Consider the following 14118-nt stretch of genomic DNA (forward strand, 5'->3'; position numbering starts at 1 on the left):
GCCTCAGCGCTCCTCCCCGGAGAAGCGCAGCCGGCCGCCATCCTCCGGGGTGAAGTCGACCCCAGAGAGGTCCGGCACCCAGTCATGATCTGCGAGCGCGTCGGGTCCGAGCGTCGTGGCGAGCGCCACGACCCGGGCACCGGAGGCCCGGCCCGCCGCGAGGCCGGCCGGTGCGTCCTCGAACACCACGGCCCGCGCCGGGGCGCAGCCGAGACGGCGAGCCGCCAGGAGGTAGCCCTCCGGGTCGGGCTTCCCGGCGCCGACATCCTCGGCCGTTACCAGCACCTCGGGCAGCGGCAGGCCGGCGAGCGCGAGCCAGGACCGGGCGACGGCGCGGTCGGCGGAGGTGACCACGGCCCAGCGCGAGCGGGGGAGGACGCGCAGCAGGTCGGCGGCGCCGGGGACCGCCACGAGGCCGTCGCGCGCCGAGGCGGCTGCCTCGCCGAGGGCGGCGGCCTCCGCGTCGGGATCGACGCCCGGTGGGGCGAAACGCCGGACGGTCTCGATCGTGCGCTGGCCGTGCGAGACGTTCAACAGCGCCGCCGCGTCGATGCCGTGACGATCGCACCATCGCCGCCACAGGCCGGTGATGACCGGCGTTGAATCGACCAGCGTTCCGTCCATGTCGAACAGCAGGGCTTCGGCGGCCATGGTGGCCCCGGCTGGGATGCGCATCGCGGGGCCCTGGTCGGCGGTTCCGGTACGCCCTCCTATCCCGTTTTCCCCGACGGCAGGAAGGCCCGCGCGCCGCTCACGCTGTCCCGCACCTCCTCGACCGGCGCACCGTAGAGCCGGCTCAAGCGTTCGGCGTCCAGCACCTGCGCCACCGGCCCCTCGGCCAGGGCCGTGCCACCGCGCAGGAGGAGCGCCCGGTCGGCGGAGCGGGCGGCCTGGTTGGGGTCATGGGTGGTGAAGAGCAGGCCGAGCCCGTCGGCGCGCAGGCGCAGGATCTCGGCCATCACCCGGCCCTGGTTGCCGAAATCGAGGCTCGCCGTCGGCTCGTCGAGCACCACGATGCGCGGCTCCTGGGCAAGGGCCCGGGCGACCAGCACCAGTTGGCGCTCGCCGCCCGAGAGCCGCGTCACCGGCCGCTCGGCGAGGTGGGCGATGCCCATCCGGGCGAGCGCGCTCTCCGCCGCCGCGTGGTCGGCCCGCGAGGGGGCGGCGAGCAGGCCGATGCGGCTGGTGCGCCCCATCAGCACCACGGCGCGGGCCGTGAACGCGAAGGCGCTGGCGCCGGCCTGCGGCACGTAGGCCATCGCCCGCGCGCGCTCCCGCGCCGTCAGCTCGCCGAGCGGCCGGCCCTCGACCCGGATCGTGCCGCCGAGCACCGGCAGCAGCCCGAGCAGGGTCTTGAGGAGCGTGGTCTTGCCGCCGCCGTTCGGCCCGAGCAGCGCCAGGGCCTCGCCGGCGGCGAGCCGCAGCGAGAGGCCGCGTCCGATTTCCCGGCCGGGATAGCCGAAGGCGAGGGCGTCGGCCTGAAGCAGCGTCACGACCAGTCGCGCTCCGCCCGGGCGAGCAGCCACAGGAAGATCGGCGTGCCGACGAAGGCGGTGAGGATGCCGAGCGGCACCTCGACCGGGGCGAGCGTCCGCGCCAGCGTGTCGATGGTGAGGAGCGTGCCGGCGCCGAGCAAGGCCGCCGTCGGGATCAGCCGGCCGAAGCCGGGGCCGACCAGGAAGCGGGCGAGGTGCGGCACCACCAGCCCGATCCAGCCGACGATGCCGGCCGTCGCCACGCTCGCCGCGGTGACGAGGGTCGCGGCCGCCACCACGGCGATGCGCAATGGGCCGGTGGCGAGGCCGAGGGAGCGCGCCTCCTCGTCCGGCAGGGACAGGACGTCGAGGCGCCAGCGCAAGGCGAGCAGGAGCCCGGTGCCGAGGACCACCGGTCCGGCGAGGGGCAGGAGGTCGGAGGGGTGCGTGCCCGACAGGCTGCCCAGGAGCCAGAAGGTCATCGCGGGCAACTGGTTGTAGGGATCGGCGAGATATTTGATCAGCCCGACGCCGGCCCCGAGCAGCGAGCCGATGACGATGCCGGCGAGCACCAGCACCAGGACCGGATCGCGCCCCGACAGAGCGGTGCCGAGCGCGTAGACGCAGGCCACCGCCGCGAGCCCACCCGCGAAGGCGAGGCCCTCGATCGCCAGCACCCCGAGGGAGAGCCAGATGCCGAGGACTGCGCCGAGCGCCGCCCCGGACGAGGCGCCGAGGATGTCGGGCGAGACCAGGGGATTGCGGAACAGGCCCTGGAAGGCAGTGCCGGCGACCGACAGGGCGGCGCCGATCAGGATCGCGGCGGCGATGCGGGGGCCGCGGATCTGCAGGACCACCGCCTCGACCGCCGGCGCCACGTCCGGCGCGTGGCCGGTGAGGCGGGAGGCGAGCACCCGGGCGACGTCGAGGAGCGAGACCGGGTAGCGACCGACCCCGAAGGCGAGGGCGGCGGCGAGCACCAGGGCGAGGAGCGCGAGCCACGGCCCGCCGAGCCGCACGGCCCGGGCGCCCGCAAGCGCGATGCCGCTCACGGGGCTCCCGCCAGCAGGCGGTCGAGGGCCGCGTCGTCCGGCACCACGTGGTAGAGCTGTCCCGAGAGATCGCGGGCGACCGCCCGGATGTCCTCCGGGAACTGCGCCGGGTAGAGGATCTTGCCGAGCCACCACAGGCCCAGCAGCCGGTTGACCGAAGGCGGGAAATCGACCCAGCCGAAGGGGAGCGACGGGCTGACATGCAGGCGGTTCGCCGCCAAGGCCGGCGTCGCCTGCCAGAGCGGATCCTGCCGCGCCGCTGCCGCGAAGGCGGGATCGAGGGCGACGATCACCTCGGGCGCCCAGGCCACCACGTCCTCCGGCGAGACCTGGGCCAGGCTGCCGCCGGGGCCCGCCACGTTGACGGCGCCCATGAGCGCCAGCGCCTCGACGTTGATCGAGCCCGCCCGGGCGGTCTCGAGGCCGCGGGGTCCGCGGGCGAGGTAGACCCGGGGGCGCTCGCCCTCCGGCACCGCGGCGACGCGCGCATGCATCGTCGCGAGCGTCCGCTCGGCGAGCGCCGCCAGCGGCTCGGCGTCGCGCCCGATCAGGCGGCCGAGGCTGCGATAGGTGGCGGGCGCCGCCGTCAGGCGCCCGTCGAGGAGGGCGTAGGGGATGCCGGTCTGGCCCTGCACCCGGTCGGCGAGGGAGCGGTAGGTCTCGGCGATCGAGCCGACGTCGAGGATCAGGTCGGGCTTTACGGCCAGCACCGCTTCGAGATTGGCGGTGTTGCCGCGCCCGGTGAGCCGTCCGACCTCCGGCAGGTCGGCGGCCTGCGGCAGCAGGTAGGGTTTTTCCGCCGGGCGGATCGCCCGTGGCCAGCCGAGCAGCAGGTCCGGCGCCAGGGTGTAGAGCAGGATCGCTGCCGGGGGACCGGCGGGAAACACCCGGGCGACGGGGGTGCGCAAGCCGTCGAGGGCCCGGCCGGCATCGTCCCGCAGGGGACCGGCCGCGCGCGCGGGCCCCGCCAGCGCGAGGGCTGCCGAGCCGAGGAGCAGGGAGCGCCGGTCGGGCCGCATCGTCTTCAAAAAAATCAATCCGTCGCGATCATCACGTCGCTGGACTTGATCACCGCCTTCACGGTCTTGCCGGGGGAGAGCCCCAGCTCGTCGGCGGATTCGTTGGTGATCGCCGCGGTGACGACCTGCCCGCCGGCGAGCTCGACCCGGACATGGGCAGTGGTGGCGCCCTTCTTCACCTCGACGACCTTGCCGTCGAGCTGGTTGCGCGCGCTAATCTTCATCGAGGGGTCTCTCCGTGCCGTCATCGCGGCGCGTCCGCACCGTCCTGGCTGCACAGATAGGCGTGGCGCCCCGTCCCGGCGAGCCGGCTGCGGGCGATTTCACGGCCGAGTTTCGCGCGCCGGCACCCGAAACCAAAGCCGGCATCGTCCGTTGTCGTGCAGCTTCGAGCGGGCCTGCCCGCTCGTCACGCCGTTACGGGAGATCGAGATGCACCAGGGCAGCCACCGCGACCACGAGGGCGCAAAGAAGCTCTTCGCGATGATCAAGGACGTGAAGATCGCGATGATGACCACGGCCGATTCCGACGGCCAGCTGCGCAGCCGCCCGATGTGGAACCAGGACGCAGACGAGGCCGGCGACCTGTGGTTCTTCGTCAAGCACGACGCGCCGGTGGCGGGCGAGATCAGCCGCGACAACCAGGTCAACCTGTCGTATTCCGACCCGTCGAGCCAGAATTACGTCTCGGTCTCGGGCAAGGCCGAGATCGTCCGCGACAAGGCGCAGATCGACGCCAAGTGGAGCGAGAGCCTGAAGACCTGGTTCCCGGGCGGCAAGGACGATCCCTCGATCGCGCTGATCCGCGTCCACCCCGAGAAGGGCGAGTACTGGGACAGCCCGAACTCGACGATGCTGCATCTCTACGGTTACGTGAAGGCGGCGGTGACCGGCGAGTCGCCGAAGACCGAGAAGAAGGCGGTCGACCTCGGCGCGCGCTGACGGTTGCGCACAAGGCAGGGCCGGCGGTCGAGCTTGATGCTTGACTCGGCGGCCCGAACCGTGCCGGCTGCGCACCCTCCGTCGCCCCGCCCGAGGGTGCGACGGTTCGGCCGCCCGCAGGAGGCGGTCCTGACGCAGGCAGGCACGGGCGATGCTCGATCTCGCGACCAGGGTCTACAACCACACCTGGAAGATCGACCCGATCATCCGCTCCGTGCTCGACACGGATTTCTACAAGCTCCTGATGGCCCAGACGATCTTCCGGCGTCACCGGAACGTCTCGGTCACCTTCGGCATCCAGAACCGCACCAGCCGGGTGCGGCTCGCCGACCTGATCGACCCCGGCGAATTGCGCGAGCAGCTCGATCATTGCCGGTCGCTGCGCCTCACAAGGGGCGAATCGACCTGGCTGCGCGGCAACACCTTCTACGGCCGCCGGCAGATGTTCTCGCCGGACTTCATGGATTGGCTCGAGAACTTCCGCTTCCCCGACTACCTGCTGGAGAAGCAGGACGGGCAGTACGTGCTCACCTTCCACGGACCGTGGATCGAGACCACGATGTGGGAGGTGCCCGCGCTCGCCATCCTCAACGAGCTGCGCTCGCGCGGCGTGCTGAAGGGCATGGGCAAGTTCGAGCTCCAAGTGCTCTATGCCCGCGCGATGACGCGGATCTGGGAGAAGATCGAGCGGCTCAAGACCCTGCCCGGCCTCTCGATCGCCGATTTCGGCACGCGCCGCCGCCACGGCTTCCTGTGGCAGGACTGGTGCGTCGAGGCGATGATCGAGGGGCTGGGGCCAGGCTTCCTCGGCACCTCGAACTGCCTGATCGCGTTGCGTCACGACATCGAGGCGGTGGGCACCAACGCGCATGAATTGCCGATGGTCTACTCGGCTTTGGCCGAGACCGAGGAGGATCTCGCCCGCGCGCCCTACCTGGTGCTCGCCGACTGGCAGCGGGACTATGCCGGCAACCTCCTGGTGATCCTGCCCGACACCTACGGCACCACCGGCTTCCTCGACCGCGGCCCCGCCTGGATGGCCGACTGGACCGGCATCCGCATCGATTCGAAGGACCCGATCGAGGGCGGCGAGGAGGCGATCCGCTGGTGGACCCGGCACGGCCGCAACCCGCGGGAGAAGCTGGCGATTTTCTCCGACGGGCTCGACGTCGACGTGATCGAGCGGATCCACGGCCATTTCCACGGTCGCCTGCGCATCGGCTACGGCTGGGGCACGCTGCTCACCAACGATTTCCGCGGGCTGGCGCCGGACGGCCGCCTCGACCCGATCTCGATCGTCTGCAAGGTGATCTCGGCCAACGGCCACGCGACGGTGAAGCTCTCCGACAACCCTACCAAGGCGCTGGGGCCGGAGGAGGAGGTCGAGCGCTACAAGCGGGTGTTCGGGGTGGGGGCCCAGCAGGCGGTGCCGGTCCTGGTCTAGAGCTTCTTTCGGAGAAGCGGAGACCGGTTCGTCGCAGAAAATTCGGCAAAATCAAAGACCTGGAACCAAAGACCAGGGATGCTGCCGATCGCACCGTGATCGGGCGGTGCTCTAGGCTTTTGGTTTAGCCGCATTTTCTTCGACCAACCGGTATCCAGTTGGTCGGGAAATGCTCTAGAGCAGCACCCGATCGCGCGAGTTGTGCCGTTCTCCTGACGCAGGGATGCGGTGGGGAAAAGCGGCGCGACACGCTGGATTATTGTCGGATTCGTCATAGATCTCGTGCTTCCGTGACGAGCGGAAACGAGGTCGGACACGTGGCGGATGCACGCGAACGTTGAATCGGACGAGGTTTACGTCGCGCTGGTGTCGGATCTCGCGCGCACCGCCTTGCCGACCAGCATCATGGGCGTGACCCTGGCGGGCGTGGGCCTGTTCGTCGCGCAAGCCCTCGGCCATGCCGGGCTGTTCGCAGCGGTCGCGAGCGGCGTCCTGGCGTGCCTGTGCAAGCTGGCGCTCATGGTCGGGCAGACGCGACGGCTGGCCGACGGATCGCACGCGCCGCGGGAGGCTCGCCTGTGGGAACGGGGCCATCTCCTGACGACCATCGGGGTCGCATCCTCGGTCGGCGCGTTCGTCGCCCTGGTCTTCGCGCAGCCCCGCATGGAACCGCAGATGCTCGCGACCGGGGTGCTGTTCGGCTACTGCTCGGGCGTCGTCGCCCACCTCTTCGTCCGGCCGGTGCTGGCCTCCGGCGCGCTGCTGCTGGCGGCCCTGCCGGCGATCGCGTCGGCGGCCTGGTTCGGGGACATGCCGCATGGGATCCTGGCGACGATGTTCGGCCTGTTCCTCGTCGGGGCCCTGCAGAGCGTGTTCGCCGCCCACCGGAAGGCCATTCGGCAGATCGGGCTGCGCCTCGACATGGCGGCGCTCGCCCGCAGCGACACCCTGACCGGGCTCGCCAACCGCCTCGGCCTCCGCGAGGCGTTCCGCACCCTGTCCGGGACCGGGGACGACAGCGTGGCGATCCACTGCTTCGACCTCGACCGCTTCAAGCCGGTCAACGACCGCTACGGCCACGCCGCTGGCGACGCCCTGCTGCAGGAGATCGGCGCGCGGCTGCGCCTGCTCGTGGGACACCCCGCCCTGGCAGCCCGGACCGGCGGGGACGAGTTCGTGGTGCTCCAGCCCGGCGTGCGCCACCCGGAGGAGGCGGAGATCCTCGCCCGCCGCATCGTCCACGCCCTCAGTGCGCCCTACCATCTCGGGCCAGAGACGGTCAGCGTCGGCCTGAGCTTAGGGTTCGCCTGCGCGCCGTCGCGCACGGCCGATCTCGAGGACCTGGTCCGGCGGGCCGATGCGGCCTCCTACGCGGTCAAGCGGCAGGGCGGCGGGGTCGCCGCGAGCGGCCCCGCGTCCGGGCCGCCGCGGGCCAGGGCCGGCGCGGAGCCTGGGCCGGCCCGCCGCTGAGGCGCCCCGCTACTGCAGCTTCGCCCGGTAGGTCTCGCCCGCCTTCGCCTTCAGCTCCGCCCCCGCCTCGCGCCCGATCGCCAGGGCGTCCGCGACGAGGCCGGTGCGGTGGGTGGCCCAGTGGGCGCTGCCGTCGGGGAGGAACAGCAGCCCGTCGAGGGTGAGCCGATCGCCGTCGATCTGGGCGAGCGCAGCGATCGGGGTGCGGCAGGAGCCGTCGAGTTCCTCCAGGAGCGCCCGCTCGGCCCCGACCGCGATGGTGGTGCGGGGGCAGGCGACGGCCTGGAGGCGCGCGATCACGTCGGAATCGCCGGCCCGGCACTCGATGCCGAGCGCGCCCTGCGCCACCGCCGGCAGCATCTCGCTCACCGGCAGGATCTCCTGCGCCCGGTCGGCGAGGCCGAGGCGTTCGAGGCCAGCGATGGCGAGCAGGGTCGCGTCGCAGGCGCCCTCCTGCAGCCGCTTCATCCGGGTGTTGGCATTGCCGCGCAACGGCACGATCGTGAGGTCGGGCCGGCGCATCAGCACCTGGGCGCCGCGGCGCAACGACGAGGTGCCGACCCGGCTGCCCGGCGCGAGATCGGCGAGGCGCTGCGCGTGCGGGGACAGAAAGGCGTCGCGGGGATCGTCCCGCTCCAGGATGCAGGCGATGACGAGGCCGTCCGGCAGCCAGGTCTCCACGTCCTTCATCGAGTGGACGGCGATGTCGACCTCGTCGGCGAGAAGCGCCTGCTCCAGCTCCTTGGTGAACAGGCCCTTGCCGCCGATCTCGGAGAGGGGCCGGTCGAGCACCTTGTCGGCCACCGTGGTGACGACGACGAGCTCCATCGCGCCGGGCTCGGCGAGGTCGGGATGGGCTGCCGCGATGCGGTCGCGCACCATCCCGGTCTGGGCGAGCGCCATCGGGCTGCCGCGGGTGCCGATGCGCAGGGGACGTCGGGCCATGGTCGGGTGCCGTGAGATCGAGGAACCTTGACCTCGCGAGTAGCGGGTCGGGCGCTCCGTGTCACGCGGCAGTGACACGCGCGCGGATCATCGGTCCCGCGGCACCTGCTCGTTGGCGGGCCGGCCGCCCTGGGGCGTGCCGGCAGCGGGCTTCGCCGCGCCTGCGGGATCGGCGCCCGCGGGACGGCGGCTCGCCCCGAGGCTGTCGTTGGCGAGCCCTTCGCCGGGCTTCGGATCCGGCTTGCGGTCGTCGGTCATGGCGGCCTCCGGTCGTGGTCTCCCAGAGGGAACGGCCAGAGGGGTGCCCGGTTTCAGAAGCCCTTTTCAGAAGCCCTGGACCGCCAGCACGGTGTGCTCGACCTGCGGCGGAGCGGCGAAATGCTCCGAGACCAGGGCGCGCCAGGCCGGGAAATCGGCCGATTCGCGGAAATCGACGGTGTGGTTCTCCAGGGTCTCCCACTGCACCATCAGCCGGTAGCGGGTCGGGATCTCGACCGACCGCTGCAACTCCATGCCGCGGCAGCCCTTGGCACGGCGAAACAGCTCCGCGGCCTGGCCGACGCCGGCCTCGAAGGCGCTCTCGTGCCCGGCCTTCACCTCGATCTGCGCGATCTCCAGAACCATGCGATCCTCCTCGTGCGATGCAGCAACCCATGCGCGAAGCCGCCGGGCTTGTCCACGCGGCGGGGCAGCAGCAACCAAGGGCGGCGGCAACAGCGGTGGATGGCCTCCGGTGCCCCGTTGCCAAGCCGGAACAGGGCGCGCACAAACCGTGGATGACCTGTGCACAGGGGCAACCAGTCCCGACCGGCGCCGTTTCCCTGCCGGAACGTGACAGCGGAGTTCGGTCCTCATGGCGACGCTGAAGGAATTCGAGGAAGCCCTGCGCGAGAACGGCATGCAGATGGCGCTGGCGATTCTCGAGCGCCTGCGCGAGCGCGACCGCGCCAACCGTGTGGTCAAGCCCGGGCGGCGCATCGTCGGCAAGAAGATGACGCCGGAACTCGCCCGCGAGATCCTCGAGCTGCACGGCTCGACGGAAATGACCCAGCAGGAGATCGCCTTCAAGCTCGGCGTCAACCAGGGCCGGGTGAACGAGGTGATCAAGCGCGGCAAGTGGCTCTCGGGCGACCAGACCGCCCCGGAGGCCGTGGCCCGCGACAAGGGCAAGGCGCGCATCCAGGGCGTCGAGCCGAAGCGGCCGCGCAAGGCGGCCGCCAAGACCGGTGCCCGGAGCCCGGCCAAAGCCGGGGCCAAGACCGGTGCGGCCAAGGCCGGCAAGCCGCAGAAGAACCCGGCGGCGGCCCAGCTCGCCTTCGGCGATCTCTGACGGACGATTGGGCAGGCCCAAAGCCGCAATGGGCTTGGCGCCCGCGATCCTCTAACAGTCGAGGTGCCGAGCCGCCCCGACCGACGGGCGGCCGGTCACGACACCGGCCAACCCGGGAGGATCACGCCCATGTCCAACGCAATGTACGACTCCGCCAACCTGCAGAAGCTCTCCGCCCTGAAGGGCCTCACCCCCGAGGCGATGAGCGCCTTCGAGGCCCTCGACAAGGCGGCGCTCGCGGACGGCGCGATCCCGCGCAAGTACAAGGAACTGATGGCGCTCGCCGTCGCCCTCACCACGCAATGCCCGTACTGCCTCGAAGTGCACCGCGAGGCGGCGAAGAAGGCCGGCGCGACCGAGCAGGAACTCGCCGAGACCGTCTTCGTGGCGGTGGCCCTGCGGGCCGGCGCGGCGCTCACCCACGGCACGCACATCCTGCCCTGACTCCCGGCGTCGTCAGACGCCGCAAGCCCGAACGGGCGCCGGTGCAAGTGCACCGGACCCCATGGCATCGACGTCCGTCGATGCCATGGAACCAAGCACGACAAGAAGCGCCCCGGCCTCGCAGCCGGGGCGCTCCCACTGACTAGGCTGAACGCTTGACGCTTACGCAGCCTTCTGGACGCTGCCCTCGATCGATTGCGGGCGGGAGCCCGAGGCGATCTGGATCTGGCGCGGCTTCTTGGCCTCCGGAATCTCGCGGACGAGATCGACGTGGAGCAGGCCGTTCTCCAGCACCGCACCGGTCACCTGGACGTGGTCGGCGAGCTGGAAGCGCCGCTCGAAGCCGCGGGCCGCGATGCCCTGGTGCAGGAACTCGGACTGCTTCGCATCGGCCTTGCGCTCACCCTTCACGGTGAGAGCGTTCTCGCGGGTCTCGATCGACAGCTCCTGATCGGTGAAGCCGGCCACCGCGAGGGTGATCCGGTAGGCGTTCTCGGCCGTACGCTCGATGTTGTAGGGCGGGTAGGTCGGCGCCGTATCCGAGGTCACGAACTGGTCGAGGGCGGAAAACAGGCGGTCGAAGCCGACGGTCGAGCGGTACAGGGGAGCGAGATCGAACTGACGCATGACATATTCTCCATCTGAAGCAATATGTAGTCTTGTAGGACCGCCGCTGGGGCCGGCCCCGGTCTTGCGCGCCGCCGTATCGGCCGGCGCCCCTCGCATATTGGAGTGGTCTCTGGACTGGTCAAGGCCGTCGCCGGAGGGGCGCTGCGAATTTTTTTCGGAGGCGAGGACGGGCGCCGATCCTGCCCCACTTAATTAGGGTGTGCCGTGCCAGGATGCGGCGGATGCCAGCCTCGGAGGCCCTCTCGTGACCGTGCCGCTGCTCGCCACGCCCGACAATCCGATCCCGCCGGGAGCCACGCTCCTGACGGTGAAGACCGCCGACGGGCTCTCGTTGCGCGTCGCCACCTGGGCGCCGACCGCGCGGGTCGTGCACGGCACAGTCTGCCTGGTGCAGGGCCGGGCCGAGTTCATCGAGAAGTACTTCGAGACCGTGACCGAGCTGCGCGGCCGCGGCTTCCACGTCGTCGCCTTCGACTGGCGCGGGCAGGGCGGCTCGGACCGCACCGTCGAGGACCCGCACAAGGGCCATGTCGACGATTTCTCGGAGTACAAGCTCGACCTCGCGGCGGTGGAGACGCAGGTGATGGAGGCGCGGATGCCGCGGCCCTTCTTCGGCCTCGCCCACTCGATGGGCGGCGCGATCTGCCTCACCGCCGCCCGGGAGGGCTGGCTGCCGTTCAGCCGCCTCGTCGTGCTCGCCCCGATGGTGGCGATCTGCATGATCCGCCGGCCGAAGGCCGCGATGCGGCTCGCCGCTGTCTTGCGGGCGCTCGGCTTCAGCCGCCGCTACGTGCCGGGGGGCTCGGCGGTCTCGATCGCCACCAAGCCGTTCCCGAACAACCGGCTCACCGCCGATCCGGTGCGTTACGCCCGCAACGCCGCGGCGGCGCTCGCGGTCAAGGCCGGCGCCATCGGCGATCCCACCATCGGCTGGCTCGCCGCCGCTTTCCGGGCGATGCGCCGCTTCGAGGATCCACGCTATCCCCTCGGCATCCGCGTGCCGGTGCTGGTCGTGGCCGCCGGCGCCGATCCGGTCTGCAGCACCCCGGCGGTGGAGCGCTTCGCGGCCCGGCTGGCGGCCGGCCACACCATCACCCTGCGCGGCGCCCGCCACGAGATCCTGATGGAACGCGACGCGATTCGCGAGCAGTTCTGGGCGGCGTTCGATGCCTTCGTGCCGGGGACGGCGGCGCCGCTCGCCGAAGGGACCCGGGAAGTGGCGAGGGCGGAAGGGGTAAGGGCGGAAGTGGCGTGAGGCTCATCCGCGCCAGCGCAGGGCGTCGACCAGGGCGCGCAGGGCCGGGGTGACTTGGCGAGCCGGGTGGTAGAGGTGGTAGCCGGGAAACGGCAGGCACCAGGCATCCAGCACTTGGACGAGGCGGCCCGCCGCGATGTCCTCTGCGACGTCCTGCTCCAGCATGTAGCCGAGCCCGACGCCCGCACGCAGGGCCGCCCCCGCCAGGACGCCGTCATTGACGACGAGCCGGCCGCTCGCGCGCACCCGCATCTCGCGGCCGCCACGGGCGAATTCCCACGCCAGCAGGCCCCCGCCGGCGAGCCGGTAGTTGATGCAGTCGTGATCCTCGAGGTCGGCCGGGCTCTCGGGTGCCGGCCGCCGGGCGAAGTAGCCGGGCGTACCCACCACCACCGTGCGCAGGTCCGGCCCGACGCGCACCGCCAGCATGTCGCGCTCCACCGCCTCGCCGAAGCGGATGCCGGCGTCGAAGCCCGACGCGACGATGTCGGTCAAGCGGTCGTCGGTCACCACCTCGACCGAAACCGCCGGATGGTCGAGGAGGAAGCGCGGCAGCGCCGGATCGAGCACGCTGCGGGCCGCCGCCAGGAAAGTCGTCAGCCGCAAGGCTCCCGAGGGGGCTCCGCGCCACTCGGCGAGGCCGGCGATCCCGCGGGCAACCTCGGCGAGCGCCGGATCGAGGGAGCGCAGCAGCCGCTCGCCCGCCGGCGTCGGGGCGACGCTGCGAGTGGTGCGGGCGAGAAGCCGCACGCCGAGCCGCGCCTCCAGCCCCCGCATCGCGTGGCTGAGCGCCGAGGGCGACAGGCCGAGCTCGGCCGCCGCGCGGGTGAAGCTGCGTGCCCGCGCCACCGCCGCGAAGGCCGCGAGATCGTCGAGCGTGCCGCGCCGCATTCCTGAGCCCCGTTCACAAGCGCTTGCGGCCGATCCGGGCTAATCGCCCGTGATCCCTCACGCTATCTCGTGTCCCATCATCGAGGACATGCAGCAATGGACCTGTCGGATTATCGCACGCTCGGCCGTTCGGGCCTGGGCGTCAGCCCGCTCGCGCTCGGCACCATGACCTTCGGCGCCGCCCGCTGGGGCCTCGACGAGGCGGGCGCCCGGGCGGTGTTCGAGGCCTATGTCGAGGAGGGCGGCAACTTCGTCGACACCGCCGACCTCTATGCCGGCGGCGAGAGCGAGGCGATGCTCGGCCGCTTCATCGCCGAGCGCTCCTTGCGCGACCGGATCGTGCTCGCGACCAAGGCCGGATTCGCGGCCGGGGCCGGGCCGCATGCCGGCGGCAGCGGCGCCAAGCACCTCCACGCCGCCCTCGACGGCTCGCTGCGCCGCCTGCGGACCGACGTGATCGACCTCTACTGGCTGCATGTCTGGGACGGTGTCACCCCGGCCGAGGAGATCCTGGAGACGATGGCCGGCCTCGTGCGGGCCGGCAAGATCCGCTACTGGGGCCTCTCCAACGCGCCAGCCTGGCTCGCCGCCAAGATCGCGACGCTTGCGCAGGTGCGCGGCCTGCCGGGGCCGATCGCGCTGCAATACTTCTACTCGCTGGTGAGCCGCGAGGTGGAGGACGAGCACGTCCCGCTCGCCCGCGAGTTCGGGATGGGATTGGTTCCGTGGTCGCCGCTGGCCTACGGGCTCCTGACGGGCAAGTACGACCGCGCCGCCGTCGAGGCGGCGGCCCCGCGCGGGGCGGGCCTGCCGGGCGACGCCGCCCCCGCCGGCGGGGCGCGACCGGAGGGGGACAAGCGGCTCGACGGTGCCAACCCGTTCGGCGACAGCCTGTTCACCCCGCGCAACTGGGACATCGTCGCCGCCGTGCGCCGGGTGGCCGAGGCGCTGAGGCAGCCGCCGGCCCGCGTCGCCCTCGCCTGGGCGATGGGGCGGCCGGGCGTCGCCTCGACCCTGATGGGGGTGAGCCGCCCGGGCCAGGTCGCCGATAATGTCGCTGCGCTCGACCTCGTCCTGCCACTCGAGCACCGCGCCGCCCTCGACGCGGCGAGCGCCCCGGCCGAGCCGCGGATGCTCTACGCCCTGTCGCGTCCGCCCCTGCGGAGCCGGGTCGTGTTCGGGGGCGCCGCGATGCGCGGGATGGCGGACGCCGAGTGAGGT

17 protein-coding genes are annotated in these 14118 nt (G+C 72.0%); 7 read left to right on the forward strand and 10 right to left on the reverse strand.

All coding sequences use genetic code 11. The features are described from left to right. Positions 1-3 precede the first annotated feature (3 nt). From ABZT49_RS21445 to ABZT49_RS21465, 5 genes are read right to left on the reverse strand one after another with little or no spacing between them, the layout of a single operon-like run. On the reverse strand, positions 4-675 hold the full coding sequence (locus tag ABZT49_RS21445; RefSeq protein WP_355288785.1) for an HAD family hydrolase: 672 nt from the start codon (positions 673-675) through the stop codon (positions 4-6). Between the two features lie 35 nt (positions 676-710). Further along, the gene (locus ABZT49_RS21450) at positions 711-1493 is read right to left on the reverse strand and encodes an ABC transporter ATP-binding protein (protein WP_355288787.1); all 783 of its coding nucleotides are present in this window, start codon (positions 1491-1493) and stop codon (positions 711-713) included. After that, complete coding sequence (locus ABZT49_RS21455) at positions 1490-2527, reverse strand: iron ABC transporter permease (protein WP_355288789.1); 1038 nt, start codon at positions 2525-2527, stop codon at positions 1490-1492. The genes ABZT49_RS21450 and ABZT49_RS21455 overlap by 4 nt, the downstream gene beginning before the upstream one ends. After that, a complete protein-coding gene (locus ABZT49_RS21460; protein ID WP_355288913.1) occupies positions 2524-3546 on the reverse strand; it encodes an iron ABC transporter substrate-binding protein in 1023 nt (340 codons plus the stop codon). The genes ABZT49_RS21455 and ABZT49_RS21460 overlap by 4 nt, the downstream gene beginning before the upstream one ends. Positions 3547-3560: 14 nt before the next feature. Then, entirely contained in the window at positions 3561-3770 is a 210-nt protein-coding gene (locus ABZT49_RS21465; RefSeq protein WP_244539564.1) for a molybdopterin-binding protein, read from the reverse strand. A 208-nt stretch (positions 3771-3978) separates the two neighbouring features. Between ABZT49_RS21465 and ABZT49_RS21470 the strand changes: the two genes are divergently transcribed. The 3 genes from ABZT49_RS21470 (at position 3979) to ABZT49_RS21480 (ending at position 7402) form a co-directional block, all read left to right on the forward strand. After that, positions 3979-4488 carry a pyridoxamine 5'-phosphate oxidase family protein gene (locus ABZT49_RS21470; protein ID WP_093568972.1) on the forward strand — a complete coding sequence of 170 codons (510 nt, stop codon included), beginning with the start codon at positions 3979-3981 and terminating at the stop codon, positions 4486-4488. Positions 4489-4639: 151 nt separating this feature from the next. Further along, positions 4640-5932 (forward strand): nicotinate phosphoribosyltransferase, encoded by a 1293-nt coding sequence (locus tag ABZT49_RS21475; protein WP_355288792.1) that lies wholly within the window; start codon positions 4640-4642, stop codon positions 5930-5932. A 324-nt stretch (positions 5933-6256) separates the two neighbouring features. Further along, positions 6257-7402, forward strand: coding sequence for a GGDEF domain-containing protein (locus tag ABZT49_RS21480; RefSeq protein ID WP_355288794.1), 1146 nt, complete (start codon positions 6257-6259; stop codon positions 7400-7402). 9 nt (positions 7403-7411) lie between these two features. On the opposite strand, the gene hemC is transcribed toward ABZT49_RS21480, so the two are convergent. The 3 genes from hemC to ABZT49_RS21495 all read right to left on the reverse strand — a co-directional run bounded on the left by hemC (position 7412) and on the right by ABZT49_RS21495 (position 8971). Then, the gene (gene hemC, locus ABZT49_RS21485; protein ID WP_355288796.1) at positions 7412-8347 is read right to left on the reverse strand and encodes a hydroxymethylbilane synthase; all 936 of its coding nucleotides are present in this window, start codon (positions 8345-8347) and stop codon (positions 7412-7414) included. A gap of 87 nt (positions 8348-8434) precedes the next feature. Next, positions 8435-8605, reverse strand: coding sequence for a hypothetical protein (locus tag ABZT49_RS21490; protein WP_355288798.1), 171 nt, complete (start codon positions 8603-8605; stop codon positions 8435-8437). Positions 8606-8671: 66 nt separating this feature from the next. Further along, a complete protein-coding gene (locus ABZT49_RS21495; protein ID WP_355288799.1) occupies positions 8672-8971 on the reverse strand; it encodes an antibiotic biosynthesis monooxygenase family protein in 300 nt (99 codons plus the stop codon). 229 nt (positions 8972-9200) lie between these two features. On the opposite strand from ABZT49_RS21495, the gene ABZT49_RS21500 reads away from it, so the two are divergent. Further along, positions 9201-9677 carry an RNA polymerase subunit sigma-70 gene (locus ABZT49_RS21500; RefSeq protein WP_355288801.1) on the forward strand — a complete coding sequence of 159 codons (477 nt, stop codon included), beginning with the start codon at positions 9201-9203 and terminating at the stop codon, positions 9675-9677. A gap of 129 nt (positions 9678-9806) precedes the next feature. Next, complete coding sequence (locus tag ABZT49_RS21505) at positions 9807-10121, forward strand: carboxymuconolactone decarboxylase family protein (protein WP_407943544.1); 315 nt, start codon at positions 9807-9809, stop codon at positions 10119-10121. A gap of 162 nt (positions 10122-10283) precedes the next feature. Here the strand turns inward: ABZT49_RS21505 and ABZT49_RS21510 are convergent, their stop codons facing one another. Further along, positions 10284-10748, reverse strand: coding sequence for an Hsp20 family protein (locus ABZT49_RS21510; protein ID WP_355288803.1), 465 nt, complete (start codon positions 10746-10748; stop codon positions 10284-10286). Positions 10749-10995: 247 nt separating this feature from the next. Here ABZT49_RS21510 and ABZT49_RS21515 point away from each other — a divergent pair, with 247 nt between their 5' ends. Continuing rightward, positions 10996-12006 (forward strand): alpha/beta hydrolase, encoded by a 1011-nt coding sequence (locus tag ABZT49_RS21515; protein WP_355288804.1) that lies wholly within the window; start codon positions 10996-10998, stop codon positions 12004-12006. Positions 12007-12009: 3 nt separating this feature from the next. Here the strand turns inward: ABZT49_RS21515 and ABZT49_RS21520 are convergent, their stop codons facing one another. Then, the gene (locus tag ABZT49_RS21520; RefSeq protein ID WP_355288806.1) at positions 12010-12897 is read right to left on the reverse strand and encodes a LysR family transcriptional regulator; all 888 of its coding nucleotides are present in this window, start codon (positions 12895-12897) and stop codon (positions 12010-12012) included. A gap of 96 nt (positions 12898-12993) precedes the next feature. Here ABZT49_RS21520 and ABZT49_RS21525 point away from each other — a divergent pair, with 96 nt between their 5' ends. Further along, positions 12994-14115 (forward strand): aldo/keto reductase, encoded by a 1122-nt coding sequence (locus ABZT49_RS21525; RefSeq protein ID WP_355288808.1) that lies wholly within the window; start codon positions 12994-12996, stop codon positions 14113-14115. The last annotated feature ends 3 nt before the right edge of the window (positions 14116-14118 follow it).

The sequence above is a fragment of the Methylobacterium sp. EM32 genome, assembly GCF_040593685.1.
In the GTDB taxonomy this organism is placed as follows: domain Bacteria; phylum Pseudomonadota; class Alphaproteobacteria; order Rhizobiales; family Beijerinckiaceae; genus Methylobacterium.

Bases quoted from the DNA above. Each gene is read 5' to 3' on its own strand.
- ABZT49_RS21495 (WP_355288799.1), bottom strand. From the start codon at position 8,971: ATGGTTCTGGAGATCGCGCAGATCGAGGTGAAGGCCGGGCACGAGAGC.
- ABZT49_RS21445 (WP_355288785.1), bottom strand. From the start codon at position 675: ATGCGCATCCCAGCCGGGGCCACCATGGCCGCCGAAGCCCTGCTGTTC.
- ABZT49_RS21525 (WP_355288808.1), top strand. From the start codon at position 12,994: ATGGACCTGTCGGATTATCGCACGCTCGGCCGTTCGGGCCTGGGCGTC.
- ABZT49_RS21505 (WP_407943544.1), top strand. From the start codon at position 9,807: ATGTCCAACGCAATGTACGACTCCGCCAACCTGCAGAAGCTCTCCGCC.
- ABZT49_RS21465 (WP_244539564.1), bottom strand. From the start codon at position 3,770: ATGAAGATTAGCGCGCGCAACCAGCTCGACGGCAAGGTCGTCGAGGTG.
- ABZT49_RS21520 (WP_355288806.1), bottom strand. From the start codon at position 12,897: ATGCGGCGCGGCACGCTCGACGATCTCGCGGCCTTCGCGGCGGTGGCG.
- ABZT49_RS21460 (WP_355288913.1), bottom strand. From the start codon at position 3,546: ATGCGGCCCGACCGGCGCTCCCTGCTCCTCGGCTCGGCAGCCCTCGCG.
- ABZT49_RS21475 (WP_355288792.1), top strand. From the start codon at position 4,640: ATGCTCGATCTCGCGACCAGGGTCTACAACCACACCTGGAAGATCGAC.
- hemC (WP_355288796.1), bottom strand. From the start codon at position 8,347: ATGGCCCGACGTCCCCTGCGCATCGGCACCCGCGGCAGCCCGATGGCG.
- ABZT49_RS21500 (WP_355288801.1), top strand. From the start codon at position 9,201: ATGGCGACGCTGAAGGAATTCGAGGAAGCCCTGCGCGAGAACGGCATG.
- ABZT49_RS21480 (WP_355288794.1), top strand. From the start codon at position 6,257: ATGCACGCGAACGTTGAATCGGACGAGGTTTACGTCGCGCTGGTGTCG.
- ABZT49_RS21510 (WP_355288803.1), bottom strand. From the start codon at position 10,748: ATGCGTCAGTTCGATCTCGCTCCCCTGTACCGCTCGACCGTCGGCTTC.
- ABZT49_RS21490 (WP_355288798.1), bottom strand. From the start codon at position 8,605: ATGACCGACGACCGCAAGCCGGATCCGAAGCCCGGCGAAGGGCTCGCC.
- ABZT49_RS21470 (WP_093568972.1), top strand. From the start codon at position 3,979: ATGCACCAGGGCAGCCACCGCGACCACGAGGGCGCAAAGAAGCTCTTC.